Below are 25,856 nucleotides of genomic sequence, written 5' to 3' on the forward strand. Positions count from 1 at the left end.
CATGCGAATTCTCATTGCAGCACCGACAGTGTACCGGCTGGCGTCCAGCCGCCGCCGAGCGCCTGGAACAGGCTGCTCGCCGCCTGAAGTTTCAACAGCCTGACCTGCACCAATGTATTCTCCGCGGTGAACAGCGTCTGTTGTGCCTGCAGGACGGTGATGAGATTGACCGTCCCGCCGCGCAACTGGGTTTCCGCCACCTCGAATGCTTTGCGCGAGCTGGTCACGACGTCGGTCTGCAACCGCTCCTGCAAGGTATATTTCTGGAGCGCGATGAGCGCCTTTTCGACGTCGGCGAAGGCCGAGAGCACCGCTTTGCGATAGGCCTGGAGATATTGCAGTTGCACACCCTTGGCGAGTTTCAATTGGCTTTCCAGCAGGAAGCCGTCGAAGATCGGCTGCGTCAGCCCGGCGGCGAGGGTGTAGTACCAGGCACCGGGCGTGAATAGCGAAGCCAGCGCCGCGCTCTGAAATCCCGTCGTGCCCGTCAACTGGATCTGCGGGAAGAACGCTGCGCGGGCGGAATCGACGCTGAAATCGGACGAGGCGAGCTGCGCCTCCGCCTCACGGATATCCGGACGCTGGTAGAGCAGCTCCGACGGCAGCCCCGGCGTGACGCGGGGAATGGAGATTTGCGTGGTGCTGCCACCGTGCACGCTGAAATTGGCCGGCGCCTTTGCGACCAGGACCGCGAGTGCGGCCATGTTCTGGCCAACCGTGACTTCGAGCGGCGGTATCGCCGCGCGCTGGGTCGCGACCAGCGCCTCCTGTTGCGACAGATCGAGTTGCGATGCGGTGCCGCCCTTGAACTGGTCCTTGATCAACGTGAGGATGCGTTCGGCGGCGGCGAGGTCGCGGCGGGTCACGCGGAGCTGGTCCTGTGCGGCCAGGATCTGGAAATATGTGTTGGCGACCGTGACCATGGTCGTCAGCGTCACCACCTCGCGATTGTAGCGCGCTACCGTCGCGCTCTCCTCCGACGCCGCAAGCGTGGCGCGGCTCTTGCCCCAGAAGTCGAGCATGTAGCTTGCGGTCAATCCCGCGCTGTATTGCGAGAAGGTCGATCCGCCCGTACCGAGGCCGCTGCTGCTCGCGCTCTCCGATCCCAGATGCTCGCGCTCGGCGCTCGCCGTTCCCGATATCGTCGGCAGCAGCGCCGCGCCCGATACGCCGACCTGCGCATCGGCCTGCACGATCTGGGCGATCGCTGTTGCGATATCGAGATTGTAGAGCTGTGCCGATTCAATCAGCGCCGTGAGCTCGTCGGAGCGGAAGCCGCGCCACCAGGCCAGCACGGGCACGGCGGCATCAGTATTGCTCTTCGGCGCCGCGCGATAATTCGCTGGAATTTCCAGCCCCAGCTCGGGACGCTCCGAGCCCGGGATGCATCCGGCCAGGCTCAGGCCTCCCGCCGCTGCGAGAACCGTGACAACGGAGCGCAAGCTTCTGCGGATCCGAGGGGTTTGCACGAACGCAACTCTTGGCATCTATTCGCCCGGCTGGAGGGAGGAACCCGACATCTGCGATTGCTGTCGTGAGCGCCGGGCCCATAAGCGGAAACGATCAAGATAAAGATATATAACAGGCGTCGAATAGAGCGTCAGCACCTGGCTGAGGATCAGGCCGCCGACGATGGCGATGCCGAGCGGTTGGCGCAGCTCGCCGCCGTCACCTATGCCGATCGCGAGCGGCACCGCGCCGAGCAGCGCGGCCATCGTCGTCATCATGATCGGCCGGAACCGCAGCAGGCAGGCTTCACGGATCGCGTCGAACGGGTCGAGGCCGCGCGAACGCTCGGCTTCGAGCGCAAAGTCGATCATCATGATCGCGTTCTTCTTCACGATGCCGATGAGCAGGATCACGCCGATCAGCGCCATGATGCTGAACTCGGTCTTGAAGGCCATCAGGGCGAGCAGCGCGCCCACGCCGGCGGACGGCAGCGTCGAGAGAATGGTGAGCGGGTGGATGTAGCTCTCATAGAGCACGCCGAGCACGATATAGATCGTGACCAGCGCGGCCAGGATCAGGAACGGCTGGTTGTTGAGGGAGTCCTGGAATGCCTTGGCTGTACCCTGGAAGGTGCCGCGGATCGTTGCGGGCACGCCGATCCTGTTCATCGTGGCCTCGATCGTGCCGACCGCCGTACTCAGCGACACGTTGGGCGGCAGGTTGAAGGAGATCGTGTTGGCGACGAGCAGGCCCTGATGGTTGACGGCAAGCGGCGTGGCACCTTGCGTGAAGCGGGCGACGGCCGAGAGGGGAATCATGGTCTCGCTGCTGGTGGCGACTGCCGATCCGGTCGATGCCACGCCCTTGCCCGTCGAGCCGATCGAGTTGGTCGCGAGATTGCGCGCGGCCTGTGCGTTGGCCGCGCTCGCAGCGCTCGATGTTGTCGATGCCGCCACCGTTCCCGCGACCGCATTGGTCGCCTGCGAGCCGCCGACCGAGCCGCCGGATGTGCTGACATAGACGTCCTTCAGCGTCTCCGGATTCTGCCAATAGCGCGGCGCAACCTCCATGATCACGTGGTATTGGTTGCGGGCGACATAGATGGTCGAGACCTGGCGCTGCCCGAAGGCATCATAGAGCGTGTTGTCGATCTGGCTGACGGTGATGCCCAGTCTCGCCGCTGCGTCGCGGTCGATCACGAGATCGCTTTCGAGCCCCTTGTTCTGCTGGTCGCTGTTGACGTCGGCGAGATTGGGCTCGCGCTGGAGCGCGGCTGCGATCTTCGGCGTCCATTCGTTGAGCTCCTCGAGCGTCGAACCCTGGAGGGTATACTGATATTGTGCGTTCGACGCCCGGCCGCCGACGCGAATATCCTGCACGGCCTGGAGGAACAGCGTGGCGCCGGGGATGACGGCCATCTCCCGCCGCAGTCTGGCGATGACACCGTCGGCTCCGATCTTGCGCTGGCTGAGCGGATAGAGCGAAACGAAGACGAAGCCGGAATTGGTCTGGCCGCCGCCGGTAAAGCCGACCGCGGTCTCGACCGCCGGGTCGCGCTTGATGATGGTGACGAACTGGGCGAGCTTCTGCTGCATCAACTGGAACGAGATGCTTTGGTCGGCCTGGATCGAGCCGACCAGCCGCCCGGTGTCCTGCTGCGGGAAGAAGCCCTTGGGGATCGCGCCGTAAAGATAGAAGTTGAGCCCGACGACCACGGCGAGGATCATCATGACCGTTGCCGGGTGCTCCAGCGCTGCGGTCAGCGTTCGCCGGTAGAAATTCAGCATCGCCTCGAAGAAGCGTTCGCTTGCCCAATACAGCCGGCCATGGCCTTCGCCGGAATCGCCGCGCAGCAGCACGGCGCACATCATCGGCGTCGTCGCCAGCGAAATCGCGAGCGAGATCAGGATCGATATTGAGATCGTCATGGCGAATTCGCGGAACAATCGCCCGACGATGCCACCCATCAGCAGGATCGGGATGAACACCGCGATCAGCGAGATGCTCATCGACAGGACTGTGAAGCCGACCTCGTTGGCGCCCTTCAGCGCCGCCTCGAACGGGGACAGGCCGTCCTCGATGTAACGCGTGATGTTTTCGAGCACCACGATGGCGTCGTCGACCACGAAACCGGTGGCGACCGTCAGTGCCATCAGCGACAGATTGTCGAGGCTGTAGCCGGCGAGGTACATCACGCCGAAGGTCGCCACTAGCGACACCGAGACAGCGACGACGGGGATGAGGGTGGCGCGGACGTTGCGCAGGAAGGCGAACACCACGATGATCACGAGCAGGATAGCCAGGATCAGCGTCCGCTCCACATCGCGCAGGGAGGTGCGGATGGTGGTCGAGCGGTCTACCGCGAGCCCGATGTCGATAGCGGGCGACACGGAAGCCCGCAGCGTCGGCATCAATGCCTTGACCAGGTCAACCGTGCTGATGATGTTCGCGCCGGGCTGGCGGTAGAGAATGATCAGGATGGCGGGCTTGCCGTTGGCAAGGCCGGCATTGCGCAAATTCTCGACGGAATCGGTGACCTCGCCGACGTCTCTGAGCCGTACCGCCGCGCCGTTCCGGTATGCGACGATCAGCGGCTTGTAGTCGTCGGCCTTGTTGGCCTGGTCGTTGGCATAGACCTGATAGCGTTGATCGCCGACGTCGATCCCGCCTTTGGGGCTGTGCGCGTTGGCGCTGGAGAGCGCGGCGCGGACGTCCTCGAGTCCGATGCCGTATTTGTAAAGCGCCTGCGGAGTGAGATCGACTCGCACCGCCGGCAGCGAGCTGCCGCCGACCACGACCTCGCCGATGCCCTCGACCTGCGACAGCTTCTGGGCGAGCACAGTGGAAGCCGCATCATAGAGATCGCCGCGCGTCAGCGTATCCGAGGTCAGGGTCAGGATCAGGATCGGCGCATCCGCCGGATTGACCTTGCGGTAAGTCGGATTGCTGCGCAGGCTGGTCGGCAGGTCGGCACGAGCCGCGTTGATCGCGGCCTGCACGTCGCGTGCGGCGCCGTCGATGTCGCGGTTGAGGCCGAATTGCAGCGTGATGCGGACGGACCCGACCGCGCTCGACGAGGTCATCTCGGTCACATCTGCGATCTGGCCGAGATGCCGTTCCAGCGGGCTCGCGACCGTGGTCGCGACGTCCTGCGGACTCGCGCCCGGCAGCGTTGCCTGTACCGAGATGGTCGGAAAATCCACTTGCGGCAGCGGCGAAACCGGAAGCTTGAAGAAGGCGACCGCGCCCGCGGCCGCGAGCCCGAAGGTCAGCAGCGTCGTCGCGACCGGCCGGCGGATGAAGGGCGTTGACGGGTCCATGTTCAGTGCGACCCGCTTGGCTGCCGCGAGCCTGCCGGCCGTCCGGCAAACCGGATCGCAAGGCGGTCGAACCAGAGATAGATCACCGGCGTCGTGAACAAGGTGAGGAGCTGGCTCACCAGGAGGCCGCCGACGATCGAGATTCCGAGCGGATGGCGCAGCTCCGAGCCGGCGCCGGTGCCGATCATCAACGGCAGCGCACCAAGGACGGCGGCCATGGTCGTCATGACGATCGGGCGGAAGCGGAGCAGGCAGGCCTGATAGATCGCCTCGCGCGGCGGCTTGCCCTCGTTGCGTTCGGCATCGAGCGCGAAGTCGATCATCATGATCGCGTTCTTCTTGACGATGCCGATCAGGAGGATGATGCCGATGATGGCGACGATCGTCAGCTCCTCGCGCGCCAGCATCAGCGCCAGCAGTGCGCCGATGCCGGCCGAGGGAAGCGTCGAGAGAATGGTGATCGGGTGGATGAAGCTCTCATAGAGCACGCCCAGCACGATATAGACCGTGACGATGGCGGCCAGGATCAGGAAGAGCTGGTTGGAGAGCGAGGACTGGAACGCGAGTGCCGCGCCCTGAAAGCTCGTGATCACGCCGAGCGGCTGCCCGATATCGATCTGCGCCTGCTTGATCGCTGCGACCGCGTCTCCGAGTGCGGCGCCCGGCGCGAGGTTGAAGGACACGGTGGCGGATGGAAACTGGCCGAGATGCGAGACCTGGAGCGGTGCGGTCTGCTCGCGCATCTTCGCCATCACCGAGAGCGGCACAGGCGTGCTGCCGACCGATGACGGCAAATAGATCGACGACAGCGATTGCAGCGAATTCTGCTGTGCCGGATCGCCCTCCAGGATGACGCGGTACTGGTTCGAATTGGTGAAGATGGTCGAAACGATGCGCTGGCCGTAGGAATCATAGAGTGCATTGTCGATCGTTGCCGGCGTGATTCCGAACCGCGCCGCCTGGTCGCGGTCGATGTCGACGAGAACGGAGAGCCCCTGCGCCGAGATGTCGGTCGCGACATCGCTGAGCTCGGGAAGCTCACGCAGCCTGTCGACGAGCTTGGGCGTCCATTCCGCAAGCTGGCCGGGATCGGCATCCTGGAGGATGAACTGGTACTGGGTCCGGCTGACCGTGCCTTCGATCGTGAGATCCTGCACCGGCTGCATGTAGAGCGTGATGCCGGCCAGGGAGGCGACGTTGCTCTTGATCCGCTGCATCACCGTAGTGACGTCGGCCTTGCGCTGCTCGTGCGGCTTCAGATTGATCAGGATGCGTCCGCTGTTGAGCGTGGTGTTGGTGCCGTCGACACCGATGAAGGACGACAGGCTCTCGACGTCGGGGTCCTTGAGGATGACGCTCGCCAGCTGCTGCTGCCGTTCGGCCATCGCCGCGTAGGAGACCGATTGCGGCGCCTCGGAAATGGCCTGGATGACGCCGGTGTCCTGGAGCGGGAAGAAGCCCTTTGGGATCACCACGTAGAGCAGGGCGGTGAGGCCGAACGTGGCCAGCGCCACCAGCAGGACGAACGTCTGGCGGTCCAGCACCCAGTTGAGCATCCGGCCGTAGACGACAATGACGTAGTCAAAGCCTTCCCGGCTCCTGCGCTGAAACGCGTTCTCGTGAGCTTCGGTTTTCGGCTTCAGCAGCTTGGCGCAGGCCATCGGCACCAGCGTCAGCGACACCAGGGCGGAGATCAGGATGGTCACAGACAGCGTGATTGCGAATTCGCGGAACAGGCGGCCGACGACATCGCCCATGAACAGCAGCGGAATCAGCACCGCGATCAGCGAGACCGTGAGCGAGATGATGGTGAAGCCGATCTGCTCGGAGCCGTGCAGTGCCGCTTCCAGCGGTGCCTCGCCCTCCTCGATGTAGCGGGAGATGTTTTCGATGACGACGATGGCGTCATCGACGACGAAGCCCGTGGCGATCGTCAGCGCCATCAAGGACAGGTTGTTGAGGCTGAAGCCGAACAGATACATCGCGCCGAGGGTGCCGACCAGGGAGAGCGGCACCGACAGGCTGGGGATCAGCGTCGCGCGTGGGCTGCGCAGGAACACGAAGATCACCAGCACGACCAGGATGACCGCGAGCGACAGCTCGTATTCGACGTCGCTGACCGAAGCGCGGATCGTCACGGTGCGATCGGTCAGGATGTCGAGATCGATCGCGGCCGGCAGTGTCGCCTGGAGCTGCGGCAGCAGCGCCTTGATGCCCTCGACGACCGAAATGACATTTGCGCCCGGCTGGCGCTGGATGTTGAGGATGATCGCCGGCGTCTCGTTCATCCAGGCGCCGAGCTTGTCGTTCTGGGCGCCGTCGATGACGTCGCCGACGTCGCTGAGCCGGACCGGTGAGCCGTTCTTGTAGGCGACGATCAGCGACTTGTAGTCGCTGGCATTGCGGATCTGGTCGTTGGCGTTGATGGTGTAGGATCGCATCGAGCCGTCAAAATTGCCCTTGGGCGTGTTGACGTTGGCGTTGCCGAGCGTAGTGCGGAGATCGTCGATGTTGAGCCCGTAAGCGGCTAGCTTGCGATTGTCGGCGCGGATCCGCACCGCCGGCCGCTGGCCTCCGCTGATGCTGACGAGGCCGACGCCCGGAAGCTGGGATATTTTTTGCGCCAGCCGCGTATCGACAAAATCCTCGACCTGCGTCAACGGCATGGTCTTCGAGGTCAGGCCGAGCGTGAGGATCGGCGCATCCGCGGGATTGACCTTGGCGTAGATCGGCGGTGCGGGCAGGTCGGAGGGCAGGAGATTGCCGGCCGCATTGATTGCGGCCTGCACCTCCTGCTCGGCGACGTCGAGCGAGATGCTGAGACCGAACTGAAGCGTGATGACGGATGCTCCAGCCGAGCTGACCGAGCTCATCTGGTTCAGGTTCGGCATCTGGCCGAACTGCACTTCCAGCGGAGCGGTGACGGACGAGGTCATCACGTCCGGACTCGCGCCGGGATAGAAAGTCTGGACCTGGATGGTCGGATAATCGACCTCCGGCAGCGCCGCCACGGGCAGGAACTTGAACGCCAGCATTCCCGACAGCAGGATGGCGATCATCGACAGCGTGGTCGCCACCGGCCGCAGGATGAATGGCCGCGAGGGGTTCATTTCTGGCCGCCCTCGGAGCGGCGCTTCTTGCTGCCGGCCTTGGCGGGATCGGTCGCACTCTTGGCAGCATCCGCGGGCACGACGGCATTCGCCTCCGAACGAACGACGACCTTGGCGCCTTCGCGCAGCTTGTCGGCACCGTCGATCACGATTTTGTCGCCGGGCGCGAGGCCCGAGCTCACCTCGACGCGATTGCCGTCGGTGATGCCGAGTTGAACAGGGCGCACCGAGACGGTGCTGTCGGCGTTGACGAGATAGACGAACGTGCCGGGGACACCGCGCTGGATGCCCGCCGTCGAGATCGTGGTGACGTCTTTGTGCGTGTCGAGGAGCAGGCGGATGTTGACGAACTGGTTCGGGTAAAGCGTGCGGGCGCCGTTCTCGAACTGCGCGCGCAGCTTGATCGTGCCGGTGGTCTGGTCGATCTGGCTGTCGAAGGTCTGAAGCGTGCCCTCGGCAAGCTTGTTGAGGCCGGCGCGGTCATAGGCCGACACCGGCAGCACCGCGCCATCATGCAGTCGTTTCGCGACCGCCTGAAGATTGTCCTCGGGCAGGGTGAACAGAACGCTGATCGGTTGCAATTGCGTGATCACGACGATGCCCGTGGTGTCGCCGGGCGTGACGTAGTTGCCCTGGTCGACTTGGCGCAGTCCGACACGGCCGTTGAGGGGCGAAACAATGCGGCAGTATTGCAGGTTGACCTCCGCCGACTGCACGGCGGCCTTGTCGGCCTCGACCGTGCCCTGGTCCTGGGCAACCAGCGCGACCTGCGTGTCGAGCTGCTGATGCGGCACGGCATTCGTTGCAGCGAGATTTTGATAGCGGGTGAGATCGACCTGCGCGCCTTTCAGGAGCGCTTCGTCGCGCGCGAGCTGGCCCTTGGCTTGTGCCAGCGTGGCCTCATAGGGGCGCGAATCGATTTCGGCGATCAGATCGCCCTTCTTGACTTCGTCACCTTCCTTGAACGCGACGCGCGTCAGATATCCGCTGATCTGGCTCTTGATGGTGACGGTGCCAAGCGAGGTGACAGTGCCAAGCGCATTGAGATTGACGCCGATGTCACCTTTGCCGGCGGTCTCGGGAACGATGGACATCGGCGCGCCATTGCGCCGGCCGTTCGCTTCCTGCGGTGCGCTTTGCTGGTTCGTCCACCAGACGACACCGGCAATGAGCAGAAGGATGGCGCCGGCCGTGACAAGGCCTCGCACGAACGAGCGGAGCTTGGTCGTCGGCGCAGGCAAGGTCGATGGGGCTTCACTTGATGTTCGTAACTGTTGATGCATGGCTTCCCACGACAGACGCGAACGAACTTGTCAGGTTCGCGTAAGCTTCCGCGACCTGCTGCAGCACTGTTTCGAAGAGCTATTCTGGATGGTTCCGGAGTAAAACGCCCATTAAGATTCGGAAAGGATCATGGGCCGCTCAACAAGCCCTGATCGGACGTAAGCCGGATGTGATCGCAACGCACCAGCCACTGCGCTTAGATCGAGCAGGGCTGGCGCCAATGCGTGCAATGACCAAACAATTGATCACTATTGAGGAATTGAGCAGCCTGGTCCTCGACAGGATGAAACGATCGCGGTTGGGGAAAGGCGTTCTCGAGATCAGCATCTATGAAGTCGAAGACTGCCGGCTGGGACGGAATTGGGACATCACGGTTGTCCTGCCGGGTTGCCAGGGAATGGCAGCAGCCTGTGACGCAGCGCTCGTGGTTGTCCGGAAGCTCGGCCGCCGTTTCGATTTGCAGCCGGAGAACGCCATACCAGATTCGTGAAATGATCCGGGTGACAGCCGGTTCGCGTTCATCCCATGTGGCAGGTTGTCGTCATGAGAGCGGCAGGAACGAAATGGTGACGCGCAACAGTCAATCCATGATGAGGTCCGGAGCGTCGCCGCTGGCAAGAGCGATCTCGTCGATCTTTGCTGTCAAATTTCAACAGCTCTGATCTGGAATCTTCCACACGCCTTTGGAATTTTTCCAAACTCGCAATCAACTGACTCGATGTGTCGATGATCGAGACATTCTAATTCGCGATGCACGCATTTGCGTTGCGGCCACGATAGCGTCTCTCTAAAGAAGCAGTGCAGCTAGCAATCGAAAGTTGTTAGCAAACTTAAAGCAACCAAGTTCGAGTCTGCGAAGGGACTGATTCACGAACGGTCGATCTCGGCCGAGCTCGGACGCGGAGAGCGAATCTTCGATCCATGGTCGTGCGCGCCAAGCGTGAAGTCATTTCACGTTGGGTTACGTTCTGTGATGAGGGACTTTCTGGAAATGCGACGTGCGGGTGAGGTTGGGGCGGCGGCTCGCTTCGGTGCGAAACTGCTGAGTGGAGTGGCGTTGCTGGGGTGGTTGGAATCACCCGCTCGATCCCAGACAGCGCAGGAGGCCAACTCCCTTCCACCCGTTACGGTCGATGCTCCGACCCAACAGTCGGTCCGCCGCGCGCCGGCCAACCGAAATACCGCCCGAGTCCGATCGACGTCACGTCGCACCACGGCGCCGACTCCACCGCAGCCTGGAGCCGTCGCGTCGCAATCGCAGCCATCACGGTCCGGTGTCGTGCCCGCTTTTGCAGGTGGCCAGGTCGCTCAAGGCGGGCGGCTCGGACTGCTTGGCAACACCGACACAATGAAGGCGCCGTTCAACGTGACGAGCTACACGGACAAGTTCATCCGTGATCAACAGGCGGCGACGGTTGCGGGCGCCTTGATCCTGGATCCTTCCGTGCGAAGCACCCATCCAACAGGCGGCCTGCTTGATTCATTCTTCATTCGTGGCTTCCCGGTCAACGAAGGCAACAACGGCGAGTTCGCCTTCGAAGGTCTCTACGGGATCGCGCCGACCTACCGCATCTTCACGGACTACGTCGAGCGCATCGAGGTGCTCAAGGGTCCCTCGGCCGCCTTGTCGGGCATTGCACCCAATGGCGGCGTCGGCGGTGTCATCAACGTCGTGCCTAAGCGCGCGGAAGAGGACTTGACCCGCTTCACCGCGAGTTTCGGCTCCGCCGCGCAGTTCGGCGGCCACTGGGATGTTGCGAGGCGATACGGCGACAGCAAGGAATGGGGCGTACGGGCTAGCGGCAGTGTTCGCGACGGCGATACGCCCATTAACCGCCAATCCGAAACGACGGGTGTCGGATCGTTGGCCCTCGACTATCAAGGGGAACGGTTCAGGTCGTGGCTCTACCTCATCGCCCAGACCGATCGGTTCGATGCTCCGTCGCGTCCCTTTCTCATGGCTTCCGGCCTGCAAGTGCCAAAGGCGCCGGACGGTCGGCTGAACGTGACGCAACCCTGGGAATGGTCGCGCATCAACGATCAATCTGCCTTGCTGCGGAACGAATACGATCTAAGCGATCAGGTTACGCTGTTTGCCGACGTCGGCGGATCGCGAACCAACGTCGAGCGCTTCTTCGGTCTCCCGACGATTGTCAGCACGAGCGGAGATACCACCTCGACGCCGCAATTCTTCGGGCTCAGCATCGATCGAACCACATATGATGGTGGCGTCCGCGCGCGCTTCGATACTGGCTTCGTCCATCATGCCGTCGCCTTCCAGGCCTCGGTCTATCACGACGCGCTGTATCGGCGGCTGACCAATGGCAGTCTGGTCGCTTCGAACATCTATGATCCGACAGTGGCGCCTACTCAGTTCGCGAACGAGATCAGCGGGCGCCCTCGGCTTTCGGACAGTGAGCTCACGGGGCTCTCGATCGCCGACACCTTGTCCATGCTTGATGAACGCCTCCTGTTGACGTTGGGTGTCCGGCGCCAGGGCATCGAAGCGAACAACTATCTCTCCAATGTCGGAACGCTGACGTCGTCCTACGACAAGAGCGCGACCACGCCTGTGGTCGGCCTCGTCATCCGGCCCAGGGACAACGTTTCTCTGTACGCGAACTACATCGAAGGTCTCAGCCGGGGCGACGTCGCGCCGCAGATCGCTTCCAATTTCGGCGAAGTGCTTGCGCCCTATATCGCCAGGCAGTACGAGGCCGGGATCAAGGTAGACTTTGGCCGGTTCGCAACCACCTTCAGCGCATTCGAGATATCGAAGGCGAGTGGCGAGCTGTCCGCCGGGCGTTTCGCAGCGACGGCCGAACAGCAAGTCCGTGGGCTCGAGTTCAACGTCTACGGCGAGGTCATGCCCGATGTTCGCCTCCTGGGAGGCGTTTCGCTGCTGGACGGCACCCTTACAAAGACGGCCGTTGCGGCAAACGTGGGCCACACGCCAATCGGGGTTCCGAACATACAGGCCAATATTGGAGCCGAGTGGGATCTCCCATGGATGAGGGACCTCACTTTGAATGGGACAGTCATCTACACCGGCAAGCAGTTCGTCGATAGCGCGAACAAGCAGCCGATCCCGGATTGGACGCGGCTCGATCTCGGCGCCCGCTATACGACGGCGATCAATGGCAGGAAGACGGTTTTCCGCGCGAACGTTCAGAATGTGACCGGTGAGACTTACTGGTCGAGCGTGGCTTCATTCGGAACGTTCTTCCTCGGTGCACCCCGAACGTACCTTCTGTCGATGACCGTCGACATGTAATCGCCGCTCCTACTGCTTGATCGATTGGCGGGCCAGGCGGACTCGAACCTTCCACAATCAGGTCGGGATAACGATGCTCCCGAACAATCCAAACCGCGTTCTGACCTGCTTCTGATGTTATTCGCCGACAGGATGGGGCTTGCCATAGGGATAGAACAGCTCCTTGCGACCCTGTTGCCATGCCGCTCTCAGTTCGGGCGTCGTGATGTCCCAGTCCGGTCGGCACTTCCGGCTGACGGCGCGCAGGTCCTGACGGAGTTCCTCGACGGAAGGACGTCCAAAGAACCAGTAGCCATTGTAGACCCGATAAGTGACGAGGCCGGGTTCCAGAACGATCACATGCGGAATCATCGGATTGTGAACCGTGTCGGTGTATTCGGCGATATCGAGGTCCTTCTGAACGATGCGCCGCGGGTCCGACAGAAAGGGCCAATGCGCTCCGACGCCGCTGCGATATTCGCTCGTCTGGATGATCGTGTCAGTCGTGATCGTCACGAGCCGGCAATAGCCCACCTCCATCTCGCGGTGAAGCTGCAGCAACCCTTCGGCCTGCCGTCGATCCTTCGGACAGTAGCCGCCGCGGCCGAGCACGACCACCATTGGATCCTGTTCCTGCAGCTCGGAAAGCTTGCGATGTTTTCCCGTGTGGTCGCTCAGCTCGTAATCCGGGAAAATGGCTCCGGGCTTGATGTCTGCGCGCATATGACGTCCTCCATGGTTTGATGCAGCCAGCTCGCAGTCGTCATAGATCGATCACGACATCGCCTTGAGGCCGGGCGCAACAAATCAGCACATTGCCATCTGCCGGTGCATCGACCGGAGCGGGCTGATAATTCACCGCCCCCGCCACGAGTCCCGTCTCGCAGGTATGGCAAACGCCCGCGCGGCATGACCATCGCACCGGGACGTCGCAGACCTCGGCAAGTTCAAGCAGCGTCTTGAACGATGCGCCCCAGCGGACATTGAGGCCGCTCCGGGCAAACGACACCATCGGCCCTGAAGCCGCGGGCCCGGTAGGCGAATGCGGTGGTTGGCGCGGCGAAGCAGCAATACCGGGGGTGATGGAGGGACCGGTGCCGAACAGTTCGGTGTGAATGCGATCCGGCGGAATGCCGAGCGTGGCGAGGCCGGCGGTTACGTCGGTCATGAAGGCGGATGGACCGCAGATGTAGAATTCACCATCGCGGGGAAGGTCGAGCTTCCGCAGCGCCTGCATATTGAGGCGTCCGGCGGCATCGAAATCGACATTGGGCTGATCTTGCGGTTCAGGCGAGCTGTAGCAGATGTAGCTGTGATGGTGAGCGAGGGTCGCGAGCAAGGCCCGCGTCTCCGCGGCGAACGGATGTTGGCGGCCGTTGCGTGATCCATGCAACCACCAGATCTGCCGCGCAGAGCCTTGGGCCGCCAGCGCGTGAAGCATCGCAAGGACCGGCGTCACTCCGATTCCCGCGCTGACGAGGACGACCGGCGCATCGCCGGGCCGCAGCGTGAAGTTCCCACGTGCCGCACTTGCCTGCACGACATCGCCGACCCGAAGCGTTTGGTCGACAAGGGTGCTGGCCGTGCCATACGGCTCTCGCTTGACGCTGACGCGATAGGATCGCGCGTTGGGCTTTCCCGAGAGCGAATAGCTGCGCATCAGCGAGGCCGCAGGCTCCGATCCGAGCCGCAACACGACGAACTGACCGGGAAGAGCGACGGCTACGGGCTGCCCGTCCGTCGGTTCGAGCAGCAGCGATGTCACGTCGTCGCTCTCGCGCTCCTTGTGCGAGACGCGAAACGAACGGAATCCAGGCCAAGCCGGTGGCGGACCCGAATTCGAGGTGAGCCCGGCATTTCCCGTCGCCTGTCCGTCCTTGCTCTCCTGTGTGAGGAGCGCCTCGAAGGAACGACGCCAGCCGGCGCTGAGCGCGGGGATGCGGAGTGCCCGCGTGAGTTGATCGCGGGAATGACCGGGCATGTACAGCAGTGCGTCGATCTCGCGGACGCTCATGCGCTCGGGTCCGGACGCGACCCGCGTGATTTCGTCTCCGGCTTCCACTTCCCCTTCCTCCAGCACCCGGAAATAGAAGCCGGGCCTGCCGTGCCTGACCAGCAGCGCGGCCAATTCCGGCTCGTTCATGCGAATGCCGGCCCGATAGCAGGTGACCCGCGGCTGCGTCACCTCGAATAGCGCGCCGCCAATCCGATAGCGATCGCCAATGCACACATCCGTGTCGGACAAGCCTTCGACGGTGAAGTTCTCGCCAAACTGTCCGTAGACAAAGTCACTCCGGCCGAGCTGCTGCTGCCAGAACCGATAGGACTCATGCTGATAGACGAGGACAGCGCGGTTTTCGCCGCCGTGGCCGGCAAGGTCTCCTTGCCCGTCGCCATCGATGTTGAGACGCCGTACCATCCGGCGGCCCTGCACCGGGGCTTTCCAGATGCCCGTATGAACCGTCTTGCCCTGCCAGGCGATGTCGCGGGGCAAGCCAACATTGACCGAGAGCAGTCGTTCCATTGCGTTCCTCACCCGAACGGCAGAGGTGGAATGAACGGGACCAGCATGATCAGGACGATGGCAAGCAGAAAGATGATCGTGGTCTTCATCCGCATCTTACGCTCCATTCTTTCGAGTATTGTGCAACTTGGCGTGACGCTGCCCCTCTCGTGTGTGCGGCGACATTTTTTCTCCGGCGTATTGCCTCATGGCCGAGCTGCGATGCGATCTTTGAGACACCGGCGAACTCGGCGGGCGAAGAGGTTGTCGAGTCCGACGCATAAGACACGAAGCCTTCCCGGGATACGGGCGGTTTCATTTTTTCTTCAGACGTGAACTGCTTCACAGCGTTTTTTTGTGGCCGATCCTAAAATCGTGCGGCGCAATGAAGCGCCGCTCGAATAGGAAATTGGTCATGGCTATTGCACAACATTCAGCAATGCCGTCTCCGGTTCGTGGCAACAACGGCTTGATGATACTTGGTTACATCGCATTTGCCGCTATCGCGCTGGTCGCGATTTACTTTGCTGCGGGCGGTCCAAGCTTCAATGCCGCTGCGATTTCACTGATGGATGTGGTGCCCTGATGCGGCTGGCATTGTGGACTCTCGGCTGCTCGCTTCTGATCGCCGTCGGCGTCTGGTTGTCGGTCGGGCCGCCGGCGGCGGACGCGAGCAGCGTGTATCTGGTCACTTCCAGACACTGAGAGGGAACGTCACGGCATTTGCTGGGTTGCCCGATCCCTTCCGCAAGGGCAGTACGGCCCCAGCCCCTCCTGAAGCCCCCAAAGAGCTGGGGCCTTTCTTGTCGGCCGCGCGGCCTTAATCGCTCCAGTTCTCGCCGCACTCGTTGCAATGAAACAAGCGCATTGTCTTACCCGTCTTGACGTCTAGCGTTGAAGCAACAAGCTGGGGGAGGGCTGCGCAAGATGGGCATTGCGCGCCACTATCCTGTGTTTGTTGGTTCCGTAGCTGGGTCTCGTCGCGTTCTTCGGTCACTCAACCCTCCAGGCGCAGAGGGTGCCGGCGTTAGCTGTGCCGGCGCGATCTTGGTGTTATCAACTCATTCGAGCGCAGCGTGTTCCCGGATGAACGGCCTGTGAGTGGCATGACACAAAGGGGCAGAGCGTTTGTCTGGGATTACGGTGACGGCGCACAAAACGCCTCGCGCTGAGTCGCGGAGCCTCGGCAATGCTTATCGTCCAACTCAGTCCATCTTCGTGCCGTGGCGCTCGAGCTGCGATCGACGCGATTCGCCCTTAACCCAGGGCCGGCAGGACTCGATCCCGCAGCAGAGCGATTTGTTGCGCGGCTTCCGGAAGACAATGCGCGGTCGAGGCTCAATCACACATGCGCAACGTTTTTCGTCGCGCGCAATAAACAGCGCGTCAGATGAGAAATTACGAAAGATGAATTATCTTCGGTCGACGAAAAAGAGTTCGTATTGGACTCGTGCATTCAAAAAATCTTTGAGAGGATTGGTTGTCAGGCGATGACGCCGGTCAAGGATACTCATGATGCGCAACACAATCTTCGATCACGATCAGACAGGTCATTCGATCGTGAGCCTGGCGTGTCGACCAGTCGTGTGCGTCTTTTAACAGGCGCAGCCTGATACGCTGTTCCGATCGCGCCACAGATCGCCATAGCGCTTTCAATCAATAGCAGCGGCTTGAATCGCAGCGTGAGTACGCCCTCGAAACGAGTGAGGGCGTAACGGCGCGATGCTGCCTGCATCAAGCCGTCGCTTTTTCCGATGCAACATACTTTCCCGAGGGATAACGTGACCACGAACAGCAACCCCATCAAATTCGCATACTGGGTCCCGAACGTTTCCGGCGGCCTTGTCATTTCCTCGATCGAGCAGCGCACCAGCTGGGACATCGATTACAATCGAAAGCTTGCCCAGATCGCGGAGAAGGCCGGTTTTGACTACGCATTGAGCCAGATTCGGTTCACTGCGGGTTATGGCGCCGACAAGCAACATGAATCCGTCAGCTTTTCCCACGCGCTGCTCGCTGCGACTGAAAAGCTCAAGGTGATTGCCGCTCTCCTTCCCGGGCCTTGGAATCCGGCCCTGGCTGCAAAGCAGCTCGCGACGATCAGTCTGCTCACCAATGCGCGGGTCGCTGTGAACATCGTTTCGGGCTGGTTTCGTGGTGAATTCCATGCCATCGGCGAGCCCTGGCTCGATCACGATGAGCGATACCGCCGCTCGGAAGAATTCATCAATGCATTACGCGGTATCTGGACCGAGGAGAACTTCACGCTCAAGGGAGACTTCTATCGGTTCAACGACTATTCGCTAAAGCCCAAGCCGCTCGATCCGCTACCGGAGATCTTTCAAGGTGGCTCCTCGCGCGCCGCTCGCGACATGGCTGCCCGTGTGTCCGATTGGTACTTCACCAATGGCAATACGCCTGACGGCTTGAAAGCGCAGGTCGACGATATCAGGGCCAAGGAAAAGACCTTCGGCAAGAGTTGGCGGACCAAGATTGGCATCAATGCATTCGGCATTGTCCGGCAAACGGAAAAGGAGGCCAAGGACGTCCTGCAGGAGATTCTCGACAAGGCGATTCCGGACGCGGTGCACGGCTTCCACCATGAGGTCCAGAATGCCGGCAATGCCAGCCCCGAGCGTGAGGGCAATTGGGCCAAGTCTACTTTCCAGGATCTCGTCCAATACAATGATGGCTTCCGCTCGAATCTGATCGGGACACCAGAGCAGGTCGCTCAACGCATCATTGAGCTCAAGAGCGCCGGAGCCGATCTGATCCTGCTCGGCTTCCTGCATTTCCAGGAAGAGGTCGAGTATTTCGGCAAGCATGTGATCCCGTTGGTACGCGAGCTCGAAGCGAGCGGCTCGACGCACGTTCAGGCGGCGGAATAGTCGGGGCGAGCGACGCATGAGCCTGGTTGCGACGTCGGGCGGCGACGCCCTGATTTTGGCGCGCGCGCATGACCATGCTGCCGAGGCTGCAGGTGAGGCGGAGGGGGCGCGTGCCGGGGCCGCGCTGGTTACCGACGCCGCCGGGCCGGTCCTGCGGCTTGAGGGGATCTGCCTCAGCTTTGGCGGGATCACTGCGCTCGACCGCATTGATCTTGCCGTTGCGAAGGGCGAGATCCGCGCCATCATTGGTCCCAACGGTGCCGGCAAAAGCTCGCTGCTCAACGTGGTCAGCGGGCTCTACCGTCCCGATCGCGGCGCGGTACGGCTCGGAAGGGAAAGGTTCACGCATGTACCGACCGCGCGCCTTGCGGCGCACGGCGTGGCGCGCACGTTCCAGAACCTTGCGCTGTTCAAGGGCCTGCCGGTGCTCGACAACGTCATCATGGGCTTTGTCCACCGCAGGCAAGCCGGCTTCGTTCGGCAGATGCTATCGACGCGAGGGGCGCGCCGCGAGGAAGCCGAGGCCCGTGCGGCTGCCGAGGAGGTGATCGCGTTTCTTCATCTCGACGCCGTCAAGCATCAGCTTGCGGGTGGTCTCCCTTACGGACTCCAAAAACGGGTGGAGCTTGCAAGAGCGTTGGTCGCGCGCCCGCAACTGTTGTTGCTCGATGAGCCGCTCGCCGGCGTCACGCTGGGCGAGAAGCAGGAGCTCGCCGCACATGTGAGCAATGCGCGCGATGCCTATGGCACCTCCATCGTTTTGATCGAGCACGACATCGGTGTCGTCATGAGCCTGTCCGACCGGATCGCCGTGCTCGACTACGGCCGCAAGATTGCCGACGGCACCCCGGAAGAGGTGCGCTCCGACCAGGCCGTGATCGATGCCTATCTTGGCGTGGCGCACGAGGGTGAGACGGAGCTCGCGGTCTGATGTTCGACTATCAATTCTTCATCGAGGTTCTCGTCGGCGGGCTGTTGTCCGGCGTGATGTACTCGCTGGTCGCGATCGGCTTCGTGCTGATCTACAAGACGTCCGGCGTCCTGAACTTCGCGCAAGGCGCGATGCTCTTGTTCGCGGCGCTCACTTTCGTGAGCCTGGTCGAGCGCAGCGTGCCGTTCTGGCTGGCTTTCTCCGCCACCCTCGTGATCATGGTGGTGCTCGGCATCACCGTCGAGCGCACGGTGCTGCGGCCGCTCGTCAACCAGTCGCCAATGACATTGTTCATGGCGACGCTAGGCCTGTCCTATGTGATCGAGGGGGCGGCACAGTTGTTGTGGGGCACCCAGGTTCACGGCCTCGATCTCGGAATTGACGATGTTCCCTTTGAGGTGGGCGGCGTTCTGATCAGCCAGTTTGACCTGTTTGCAGCGGCAATCGCGGGCGCGCTGGTCACGGCCTTTGCGCTCTTCTTCCGTTATACCCGGACAGGCCTCGCGTTCCGCGCGGTAGCCGATGATCAGTTCGCTGCCCTTGCGGTGGGGCTGCGTCTGTCGCGCGTTTGGGCGGCCGTATGGACCGCGGCCGGCATCGTCGCGCTGGTCGCCGGCCTGTTGTGGGGCGCGCGCCTTGGCGTGCAGTTCTCACTGTCGCTCGTCGTGCTCAAGGCGCTGCCAGTGCTGGTGCTCGGTGGCTTCGATTCGGTCGCGGGCGCCATCGTCGGAGGCCTCCTGATCGGCGCAATCGAGAAACTGGCTGAGGTCTATGTCGGCCCGTTCTTCGGCGGCGGCATCGAGGCTTGGGCGGCTTATGTGGTTGCGCTCGGCTTCCTGCTGGTGCGCCCATCCGGGCTGTTCGGCCAGAGATTGGTCGAGAGGGTCTGATCCGATGACGAGACCTGCTCGCCCGATTGTCGCCGGCTGGCTTGTCCCCGGTCATCTCGCCCCAGCGGTTCTTCTGATCCTGGCCTACGGCATCGTTCCGTTCGCAGGCTCCGATTACCTGCTCGATGCGGTGCTGACGCCGTTCCTTGCGCTCGCGCTTGCCGCGTTAGGGCTCAATCTGCTCACCGGGTACGCTGGCCAGGTCTCGCTGGGGTCGGCCGCGTTTCTCGCCGTCGGCGCCTATGCTGCTTACAATTTCAACCTGCGTCTGCATGACGTGCCGTTCCTGGTGAGCCTCGTGGCCGCGGGCCTCGTGGCCGCGGCGGTCGGGATCGTGTTCGGCCTGCCGAGCCTCAGGCTGCGCGGCTTCTACCTCGCGGTCTCGACGCTGGCGGCGCAGTTCTTCGTGCAGTGGGCGCTCACTAAGTTCGGCTGGTTTTCCAACAACAATCCGTCCGGCGTAATCGATGCGCCGCCGCTGGCAGTCGCGGGCATCACCTTTTCGGGCGCGGTCGGGCGCTACCTCTTTTCGCTGACCGTCGTCGTCATCGCGACGCTGCTTGCCATCCGGTTGCTGCGCTCCCAGGTCGGACGGAATTTCATCGCGCTACGCGACCATGAGACGGCGGCCAAGGTCATCGGTGTGCCGCTCTTGCGCACCAAGCTGCTCGCGTTCGGCGTATCGTCGTTCATCGTCGGAATCGCAGGGGTGCTGTGGGCCTTCGCCTACTTGCGCACCGTGGAGCCCGCGGGGTTCAACCTGGATCGTTCGTTCGAGATCCTCTTCATCATCATCATCGGAGGGCTCGCCTCGATCCGAGGCGCGTTTCTCGGTGCGGCCTTCATGGTCGTGTTCCCGCTTCTGCTCTCGCGTCTTGGCGCCGCGCTTCTCGGCAACGTCTTCGATTCCGGCGTGCTCGAGATGAGCCAGCGCATCGTTATCGGTGCGCTCATCATCGGCCTGTTGATTGCAGAGCCGCGCGGACTGATCGCGCTGATCGATCGTCTCACCGAGCGGATCCTGCGTCGCTTTCGTGCGCCTCACTCCATCCAGTCTTGAAACGTCTCCCGAACGAAAGGAAAAACGTCATGCGTCTGTCCAAATCCATTCGAAGTGCGGCGCTCGCCGCCGCGGTTGCCATCGGTGCCGCGCTGCCGGCGCATGCCGACGAGCAGTTCTTTCCACTACAGAGCTACCGCGTCGGCCCCTACGCGGCCGGTGGCACGGGCTTCTTCGGCGGGTTCATCGACTATCTCAATCTGATCAATATTCGCGACGGCGGCGTCAACGGCGTCAAGCTGACCTGGGATGAGGGCGAGACGCAGTATGAAGTCGAGCGTGGCGTCGAGGTCTATGAGCGGCTGAAGAGCCGTCCGGGCGTGGCGGCCTGGAATCCGCTTTCGGTCGGGATCGCCTATGCGATGATCGATCGCATCACCAAGGACAAGGTGCCGCTGATCACCATCAACCACGGCCGTACCGATTCGACCGACGGTCGGGTGTTTCCTTACGTGTTTCCGCTTTTGCTCAATCCTTATAGCGAGACGTCCGGCATCGTGAACTACGTCGCCTCGCGCGAGGGCGGTGCCGACAAGCTCAAGGGCAAGAAGATCGTCGTGCTCTATCACGGCTCGCCCTACGGCAAGGAGACGATTCCGATCTATAAGCTGCTCGCCGACAAGTATGGCTTCTCGCTCGAGCAGATCGAGGTGCCGCATCCCGGCAATGAACAGCAGTCGCAGTGGCTGTCGATCCGGCGCGCCAAGCCGGACTACGTGGTGCTGCGTGGCTGGGGTGTGATGAACCCGGTGGCGCTGAAGACGGCGCAGAAGGTCGGATTCCCGGTCGATCACATCATCGGCAACGTCTGGTCGAATTCGGAAGAGGACGTCATTCCTGCCGGAGATGCGGCCAAGGGGTATGTCGCGATCACGACGCAGGCGTCCGGTGCCGAATACCCGGTCCTGCAGGAGGTCATCAAGACCGTCTACGGTGCAGGTAAAGGCAATCTCGACGATAAGAAGCGCATCGGCAGCGTCTATCACAACCTTGGCATCGTCAATGGCATCCTCAACGTCGAGGCGATCCGGATCGCGCAGCAGAAATTCGGCAAGCGGACGCTCACCGGCGACGAGGTGCGCTGGGGCTTCGAGCACTTGCAGCTCGAGCCGGCGCGGGTCGAGGCGCTGGGCGCCAAGGGCTTGTTTCATTCGATCAACGTGACTTGGGACAACCACGAAGGTGATGGTCGCGTGACCTTCCAGCAGTGGGACGGAACCAAGTGGAAGGTGGTGTCGGACTGGATCGCACCCGACTGGGCGTTCCTGCGCCCGATCATCGAGAAATCATCGACCGCCTACGCCACCGAGCACAACATCAAGGTCCGCACCTCCGACGACGCGCCGGTCGGTCAGTAGCGGCATTCGAGACGGCTTGGGAGCGGGCACGCCCGCTCCCGTCCAGGCAACTCCGGAGCATCGCAATGAGCGATCATCTTCTTGTCCTCGAAGGCTTGGCTGCGACCTACAACCACGCGATTCGTGCGCTGTCGGACGTCTCGCTCACGTTGCGCCGGGGCGAGGTCGTTGCGTTGCTCGGCGCCAATGGCGCCGGCAAGTCGACGACGCTGAAAGCGGTCTCCAATCTGCTTCACGCCGAGCGCGGCCAGCTCACGGGCGGCCGCATCGAATTCGACGGGCATGATGCCACTGCGCTCGCCTCGGCCGAACTGGTGCGTTTGGGACTGGTCCCTGTGCTGGAAGGTCGCCACTGCTTTCGTGCGCTCACGGTCGAGGAGAACCTGGTCGCCGGCGGTATTGGAGGCGGTTTGTCGCGACGCCAGATCGCGGCAGAGCTTGAGCGCGTTTACACATTGTTTCCGCGCCTGAAAGAGCGCCGGCGGTCCGCCTCGGGCCTCACCTCGGGCGGCGAGCAGCAGATGACGGCGATCGGCCGTGCCTTGATGGCGCGCCCGCGACTGTTGCTGCTGGACGAGCCATCGATGGGACTTGCCCCTATCGTGGTCGAGACGATCTTCAGCACCTTGAAGCGACTCAACGGCGAGGAGGGATTGTCGATCCTGGTCGCCGAGCAGAACTCGACCGTGGCGCTCCGCTATGCCGACCGCGCCGCCGTTCTCGAAGGCGGGGCGACGGTGCTGTCGGGCGATGCCGCGGATCTGCGCGGGCGCGCCGAGATCAAGGCGCTCTATCTCGGAAGTCCCGAGGAGAGCGCCGCACACCTTGCCGCGTTGCGCGGTCCATCGCCGGCCGACCACGCGGCGGCCTGAACATTTTCATCGGACAGCCATAAGGAGAATACCCATGAGCAAGGACAATCTCGCGCGCGTCGCGCAGGATGACATCTACTCTCGCCTCGACGCCGCGATCGACAGCACCGTCAAGCTCCATGCCGAACGAAACGACATCGAAGGCCGGTTTCCGCGAGAAAATCTCCAGGCGCTGGCAGCGGCCGGCTGGACCGGGGTTCTCAATGAGCCCCGTTTCGGCGGACTTGGGCTCGGCCATGGCGACTTTGCGGAAGCCGCCTATCGCATCGGCCAGCACGATGCTTCGTCAGGCCTCGTCTATGTCATGCATGTCGGCGCGGCACAGACCATCAACCTGTTTGGCAATGACGATCAGAAAGAGCGCTGGCTCAAGGCCAAGGGCGGCACCCTGCTCGGCACCTATTCGACCAGCGAGCGGGCGAGCGGTGGGCATTGGTGGTACAATTTCTCGGAAGCCGGGCGCGACGGCGAAAACTATGTCGTCAACGCCGAGAAGTCCTTCACGACGAGTTCGGGCCAGGCCGACTATTACGTGGTGCAGACGCGCTCCCCCGGCGCCAAGGATCAGACCGACATCTCTTTCTTCATCGTCGATGGCAAGGCGTCGGGAATCGAAGCCGGTCCGTGGGAAGCGCTAGGCGTGCGGGGCAATCATTCCGGGCCGATTCGCTATAAGGGCGTCAAGGTTCCAAGCCGCGACCGGCTCGGCGCCGAGGGGCAGGGCAAGGAGATCATCTATGACGGCGTCTCCCCGGTCTACCTCATCGGTCTCGGTGCCGTGTGGGAAGGCGTGGCGCGCGGCGCCCTCAATGCAGCCGTAGCCCACACGTCGAACTTCGTTCACAAGGACAAGAACAAAAACCTTTCGGACTATCAGGCCATCCGCCAGGAGCTCGGGGCTGCAAAAGTACTGGTAGAAACCTTGCGCCCGTGGCGCAACGAGCTCGCCGCCAAGCTGGACGAGCTGTGGCGTGCCGGCAAGCCACAGAGCGAGATCCTGATTCCGCTTACGGAGTTCAAGGTTCATGCCGCCGAGGTTGCCAACAAGGTGGCCGCCGCAGCGCTGACTGTGACTGGCGGTTACGGCTATCGGCGCGGCCCGATCGAACGGTCGTTCCGGGATGCGCGTGCGGCCATAGCCATGGGACCGTCCAATGTGATCGCGCGCGACTGGATCGGAAAATCGCTGGTCGGATTGCCGCTGGAGCTGTTTTACGAAGGCGGAGAATAGGTGGACGTTGCGCTGGCGCATGGTCCGGACCTCAGGGCCGCGCTAACGCAAAGGTCGCAGCGGTTCTCCCTCGCGATAAACGCGGAACGCGTTTGCGGGGAGACGCTCCAACAATAGCCTGAAGCGCGATGGCGACTCATCCTGGTCTCATCGCGCTTTAGCCGTCTTCGCTCCAGCTACGCCGTACGCGCGTCGCCGTTCGGTCATGCGTGGCCTGCCAGCCGAAGCTAGTGGCGTCAGTACGCCCTGCGGCCTTCGGCGCGACAGCCTTCTCGCCTCGTTGGGAGTTTGTAAATACTTGCCTGGCCGAAGCTCGCATAGCGAGCGAAGGTTGGTGGGCCCGGCAGGACTCGAACCTGCAACCAGACCGTTATGAGCGGCCGGCTCTAACCATTGAGCTACAGGCCCCGCCGCAAGGCGGCCGCGACAAGCGCGGTCGGCAACGGTGCGCGGTTCGTTTACAAGGCTTGAGCCGAGGGCGCAATGCCGGCCCTGTTCGCCGCCGATCGGCGGGCGTTGGTCAGTCTGCCGAGACGGTCCGATGATGGAAATATGCCGGTGATTTGCCCGATGCGCCAAATCATTTCGGAAAATGTGTAGACCGTCACGCTGCCCCCTTGGCTACTTTGCACGGGGTTGCTTTGACATTTTTGATTGGGGCGGGTCCGCTCCGCCCCACACGGGCCTGGGCCAGGGTGCAATCCCGCCAATCAGTCCACCGACACCCCCGCGAACTCGACCACCTTCCGCCATTTTTCGGTCTCGTCGCTGAGCAGCTTGCCGAAATCGGCTGATGTCATCGGCCTCGGGATGCCGCCGGTCTCGGCGAGCCGCGCCACCAGCTTGGGGTCCTTGAGCGCCTCGCCGACGGCCTTGTTGAGGAGATCGACGATCTCGCCTGGCGTGCCCTTGGGCGCGGAGATGCCGTAGAAGCCGACCGATTCGAAGCCCGGCACCGTCTCGGCGATGGCGGGCACATCGGGCACGCTCGGCCAGCGTTGTGGCGAGGTGACGCCGAGCGCGCGGACATTGCCGCCGCGCGCCTGCTCCAGCGCCGAGGGCAGGTTGTCGAAGATCAGTTGAACCTTGTTGGAGATGATGTCGGGGAAGGCGATCGCAGATCCCCGATAGGGCACGTGCACCATGTCGCACTTGGTCATCGCCTTGAACAGCTCTGCGGACATGTGCACCGAGGTGCCGTTGCCGGAGGACGCATAGGAGATCTGGCCGGGGTTGGCCTTGCAGTAGTCGATGAACTCCTGGACGGACTTCACCGGCATGGCGTTGGAGACGACCAGCATGTTGGTGAGCTGCATGATGCTCGCGACCGGCGTGGTGTCGCGCAGGAAGTCGAACGGCAGCTTCTTGTACAGCGAGGTCGAGATCGCGTTGTTGGGCGCGACGAATAGCAACGTATAGCCGTCGGGCGCGGAGTTGATCGCCGCTGCGGCCGCGATGTTGCCGCCGCTTCCGGTGCGGTTCTCGACGATGAACTGCTGGCCGAAACGGTCCGACAGCCACTGCGCCATGATCCGTGCCACGATGTCCACGGGGCCGCCGGCGGCAAAGCCGATCAGCCAGTGCACCGGGCGGTTCGGGTAGTCGCCGGCGGAGGCGGGAGGAGCAATACCGGCGAGGCTGGACAGAAGGACAAAACCAAAAAGACCGCGACGCAAAACTCCCAACATGACGCCTCCCATTGCTTTA

At 62.6% G+C, this 25,856-nt stretch carries 17 protein-coding genes and 1 tRNA gene; 10 read left to right on the plus strand and 8 right to left on the minus strand.

The features are described 5' to 3' along the window. Nucleotides 1-11 precede the first annotated feature (11 nt). The 4 genes from ACV1FX_RS35640 to ACV1FX_RS35655 are packed head-to-tail and all read right to left on the minus strand — an operon-like array spanning nt 12 to nt 9,120. Complete coding sequence (locus ACV1FX_RS35640) at nt 12-1,487, minus strand: efflux transporter outer membrane subunit (protein ID WP_473122211.1); 1,476 nt, start codon at nt 1,485-1,487, stop codon at nt 12-14. Next, nucleotides 1,488-4,769: an efflux RND transporter permease subunit gene (locus ACV1FX_RS35645; protein WP_473122212.1), complete on the minus strand. Its 3,282-nt coding sequence runs from the start codon at nt 4,767-4,769 to the stop codon at nt 1,488-1,490. It lies immediately after the preceding gene. A 2-nt stretch (nt 4,770-4,771) separates the two neighbouring features. Next, a complete protein-coding gene (locus tag ACV1FX_RS35650; RefSeq protein WP_473122213.1) occupies nt 4,772-7,879 on the minus strand; it encodes an MdtB/MuxB family multidrug efflux RND transporter permease subunit in 3,108 nt (1,035 codons plus the stop codon). Next, nucleotides 7,876-9,120 (minus strand): MdtA/MuxA family multidrug efflux RND transporter periplasmic adaptor subunit, encoded by a 1,245-nt coding sequence (locus ACV1FX_RS35655; RefSeq protein WP_473122214.1) that lies wholly within the window; start codon nt 9,118-9,120, stop codon nt 7,876-7,878. Before ACV1FX_RS35655 ends, ACV1FX_RS35650 begins: the two co-directional genes overlap by 4 nt. A gap of 263 nt (nt 9,121-9,383) precedes the next feature. Here ACV1FX_RS35655 and ACV1FX_RS35660 point away from each other — a divergent pair, with 263 nt between their 5' ends. Further along, nucleotides 9,384-9,653: a hypothetical protein gene (locus ACV1FX_RS35660; RefSeq protein ID WP_473122215.1), complete on the plus strand. Its 270-nt coding sequence runs from the start codon at nt 9,384-9,386 to the stop codon at nt 9,651-9,653. Between the two features lie 501 nt (nt 9,654-10,154). Beyond that, nucleotides 10,155-12,437, plus strand: a complete 2,283-nt coding sequence (locus ACV1FX_RS35665; protein WP_473122216.1) for a TonB-dependent receptor — start codon at nt 10,155-10,157, stop codon at nt 12,435-12,437. A gap of 117 nt (nt 12,438-12,554) precedes the next feature. On the opposite strand, the gene ACV1FX_RS35670 is transcribed toward ACV1FX_RS35665, so the two are convergent. After that, complete coding sequence (locus tag ACV1FX_RS35670) at nt 12,555-13,139, minus strand: redoxin domain-containing protein (protein WP_473122217.1); 585 nt, start codon at nt 13,137-13,139, stop codon at nt 12,555-12,557. Between the two features lie 40 nt (nt 13,140-13,179). Continuing rightward, nucleotides 13,180-14,940 carry an MOSC domain-containing protein gene (locus ACV1FX_RS35675; RefSeq protein ID WP_473122218.1) on the minus strand — a complete coding sequence of 587 codons (1,761 nt, stop codon included), beginning with the start codon at nt 14,938-14,940 and terminating at the stop codon, nt 13,180-13,182. 394 nt (nt 14,941-15,334) lie between these two features. On the opposite strand from ACV1FX_RS35675, the gene ACV1FX_RS35680 reads away from it, so the two are divergent. From ACV1FX_RS35680 to ACV1FX_RS35715, 8 genes are all read left to right on the plus strand, one after another. Continuing rightward, nucleotides 15,335-15,505 (plus strand): hypothetical protein, encoded by a 171-nt coding sequence (locus ACV1FX_RS35680; protein WP_473122219.1) that lies wholly within the window; start codon nt 15,335-15,337, stop codon nt 15,503-15,505. Nucleotides 15,506-16,673: 1,168 nt separating this feature from the next. Beyond that, the gene (gene sfnG, locus ACV1FX_RS35685) at nt 16,674-17,807 is read left to right on the plus strand and encodes a dimethylsulfone monooxygenase SfnG (protein WP_473122220.1); all 1,134 of its coding nucleotides are present in this window, start codon (nt 16,674-16,676) and stop codon (nt 17,805-17,807) included. Between the two features lie 16 nt (nt 17,808-17,823). After that, a complete protein-coding gene (locus ACV1FX_RS35690; RefSeq protein ID WP_473122221.1) occupies nt 17,824-18,738 on the plus strand; it encodes an ABC transporter ATP-binding protein in 915 nt (304 codons plus the stop codon). Next, nucleotides 18,738-19,628 carry a branched-chain amino acid ABC transporter permease gene (locus tag ACV1FX_RS35695; RefSeq protein WP_473122222.1) on the plus strand — a complete coding sequence of 297 codons (891 nt, stop codon included), beginning with the start codon at nt 18,738-18,740 and terminating at the stop codon, nt 19,626-19,628. Before ACV1FX_RS35690 ends, ACV1FX_RS35695 begins: the two co-directional genes overlap by 1 nt. A 4-nt stretch (nt 19,629-19,632) precedes the next feature. After that, nucleotides 19,633-20,688, plus strand: a complete 1,056-nt coding sequence (locus tag ACV1FX_RS35700) for a branched-chain amino acid ABC transporter permease (protein ID WP_473122223.1) — start codon at nt 19,633-19,635, stop codon at nt 20,686-20,688. Nucleotides 20,689-20,717: 29 nt separating this feature from the next. Continuing rightward, a complete protein-coding gene (locus ACV1FX_RS35705; RefSeq protein WP_473122224.1) occupies nt 20,718-22,046 on the plus strand; it encodes an ABC transporter substrate-binding protein in 1,329 nt (442 codons plus the stop codon). 65 nt (nt 22,047-22,111) lie between these two features. Continuing rightward, on the plus strand, nt 22,112-22,918 hold the full coding sequence (locus tag ACV1FX_RS35710; protein ID WP_473122225.1) for an ABC transporter ATP-binding protein: 807 nt from the start codon (nt 22,112-22,114) through the stop codon (nt 22,916-22,918). 34 nt (nt 22,919-22,952) lie between these two features. Continuing rightward, nucleotides 22,953-24,149, plus strand: coding sequence for an acyl-CoA dehydrogenase family protein (locus ACV1FX_RS35715; RefSeq protein ID WP_473122226.1), 1,197 nt, complete (start codon nt 22,953-22,955; stop codon nt 24,147-24,149). A gap of 332 nt (nt 24,150-24,481) precedes the next feature. Here the strand turns inward: ACV1FX_RS35715 and ACV1FX_RS35720 are convergent. Together ACV1FX_RS35720 and ACV1FX_RS35725 are read right to left on the minus strand one after the other, a co-directional pair. Next, nucleotides 24,482-24,557 (minus strand) — tRNA-Ile (locus tag ACV1FX_RS35720). Nucleotides 24,558-24,859: 302 nt separating this feature from the next. Further along, entirely contained in the window at nt 24,860-25,837 is a 978-nt protein-coding gene (locus tag ACV1FX_RS35725; RefSeq protein ID WP_473122227.1) for a Bug family tripartite tricarboxylate transporter substrate binding protein, read from the minus strand. Nucleotides 25,838-25,856 lie beyond the last annotated feature (19 nt).

The sequence above is a fragment of the Bradyrhizobium ingae genome (assembly GCF_055791185.1).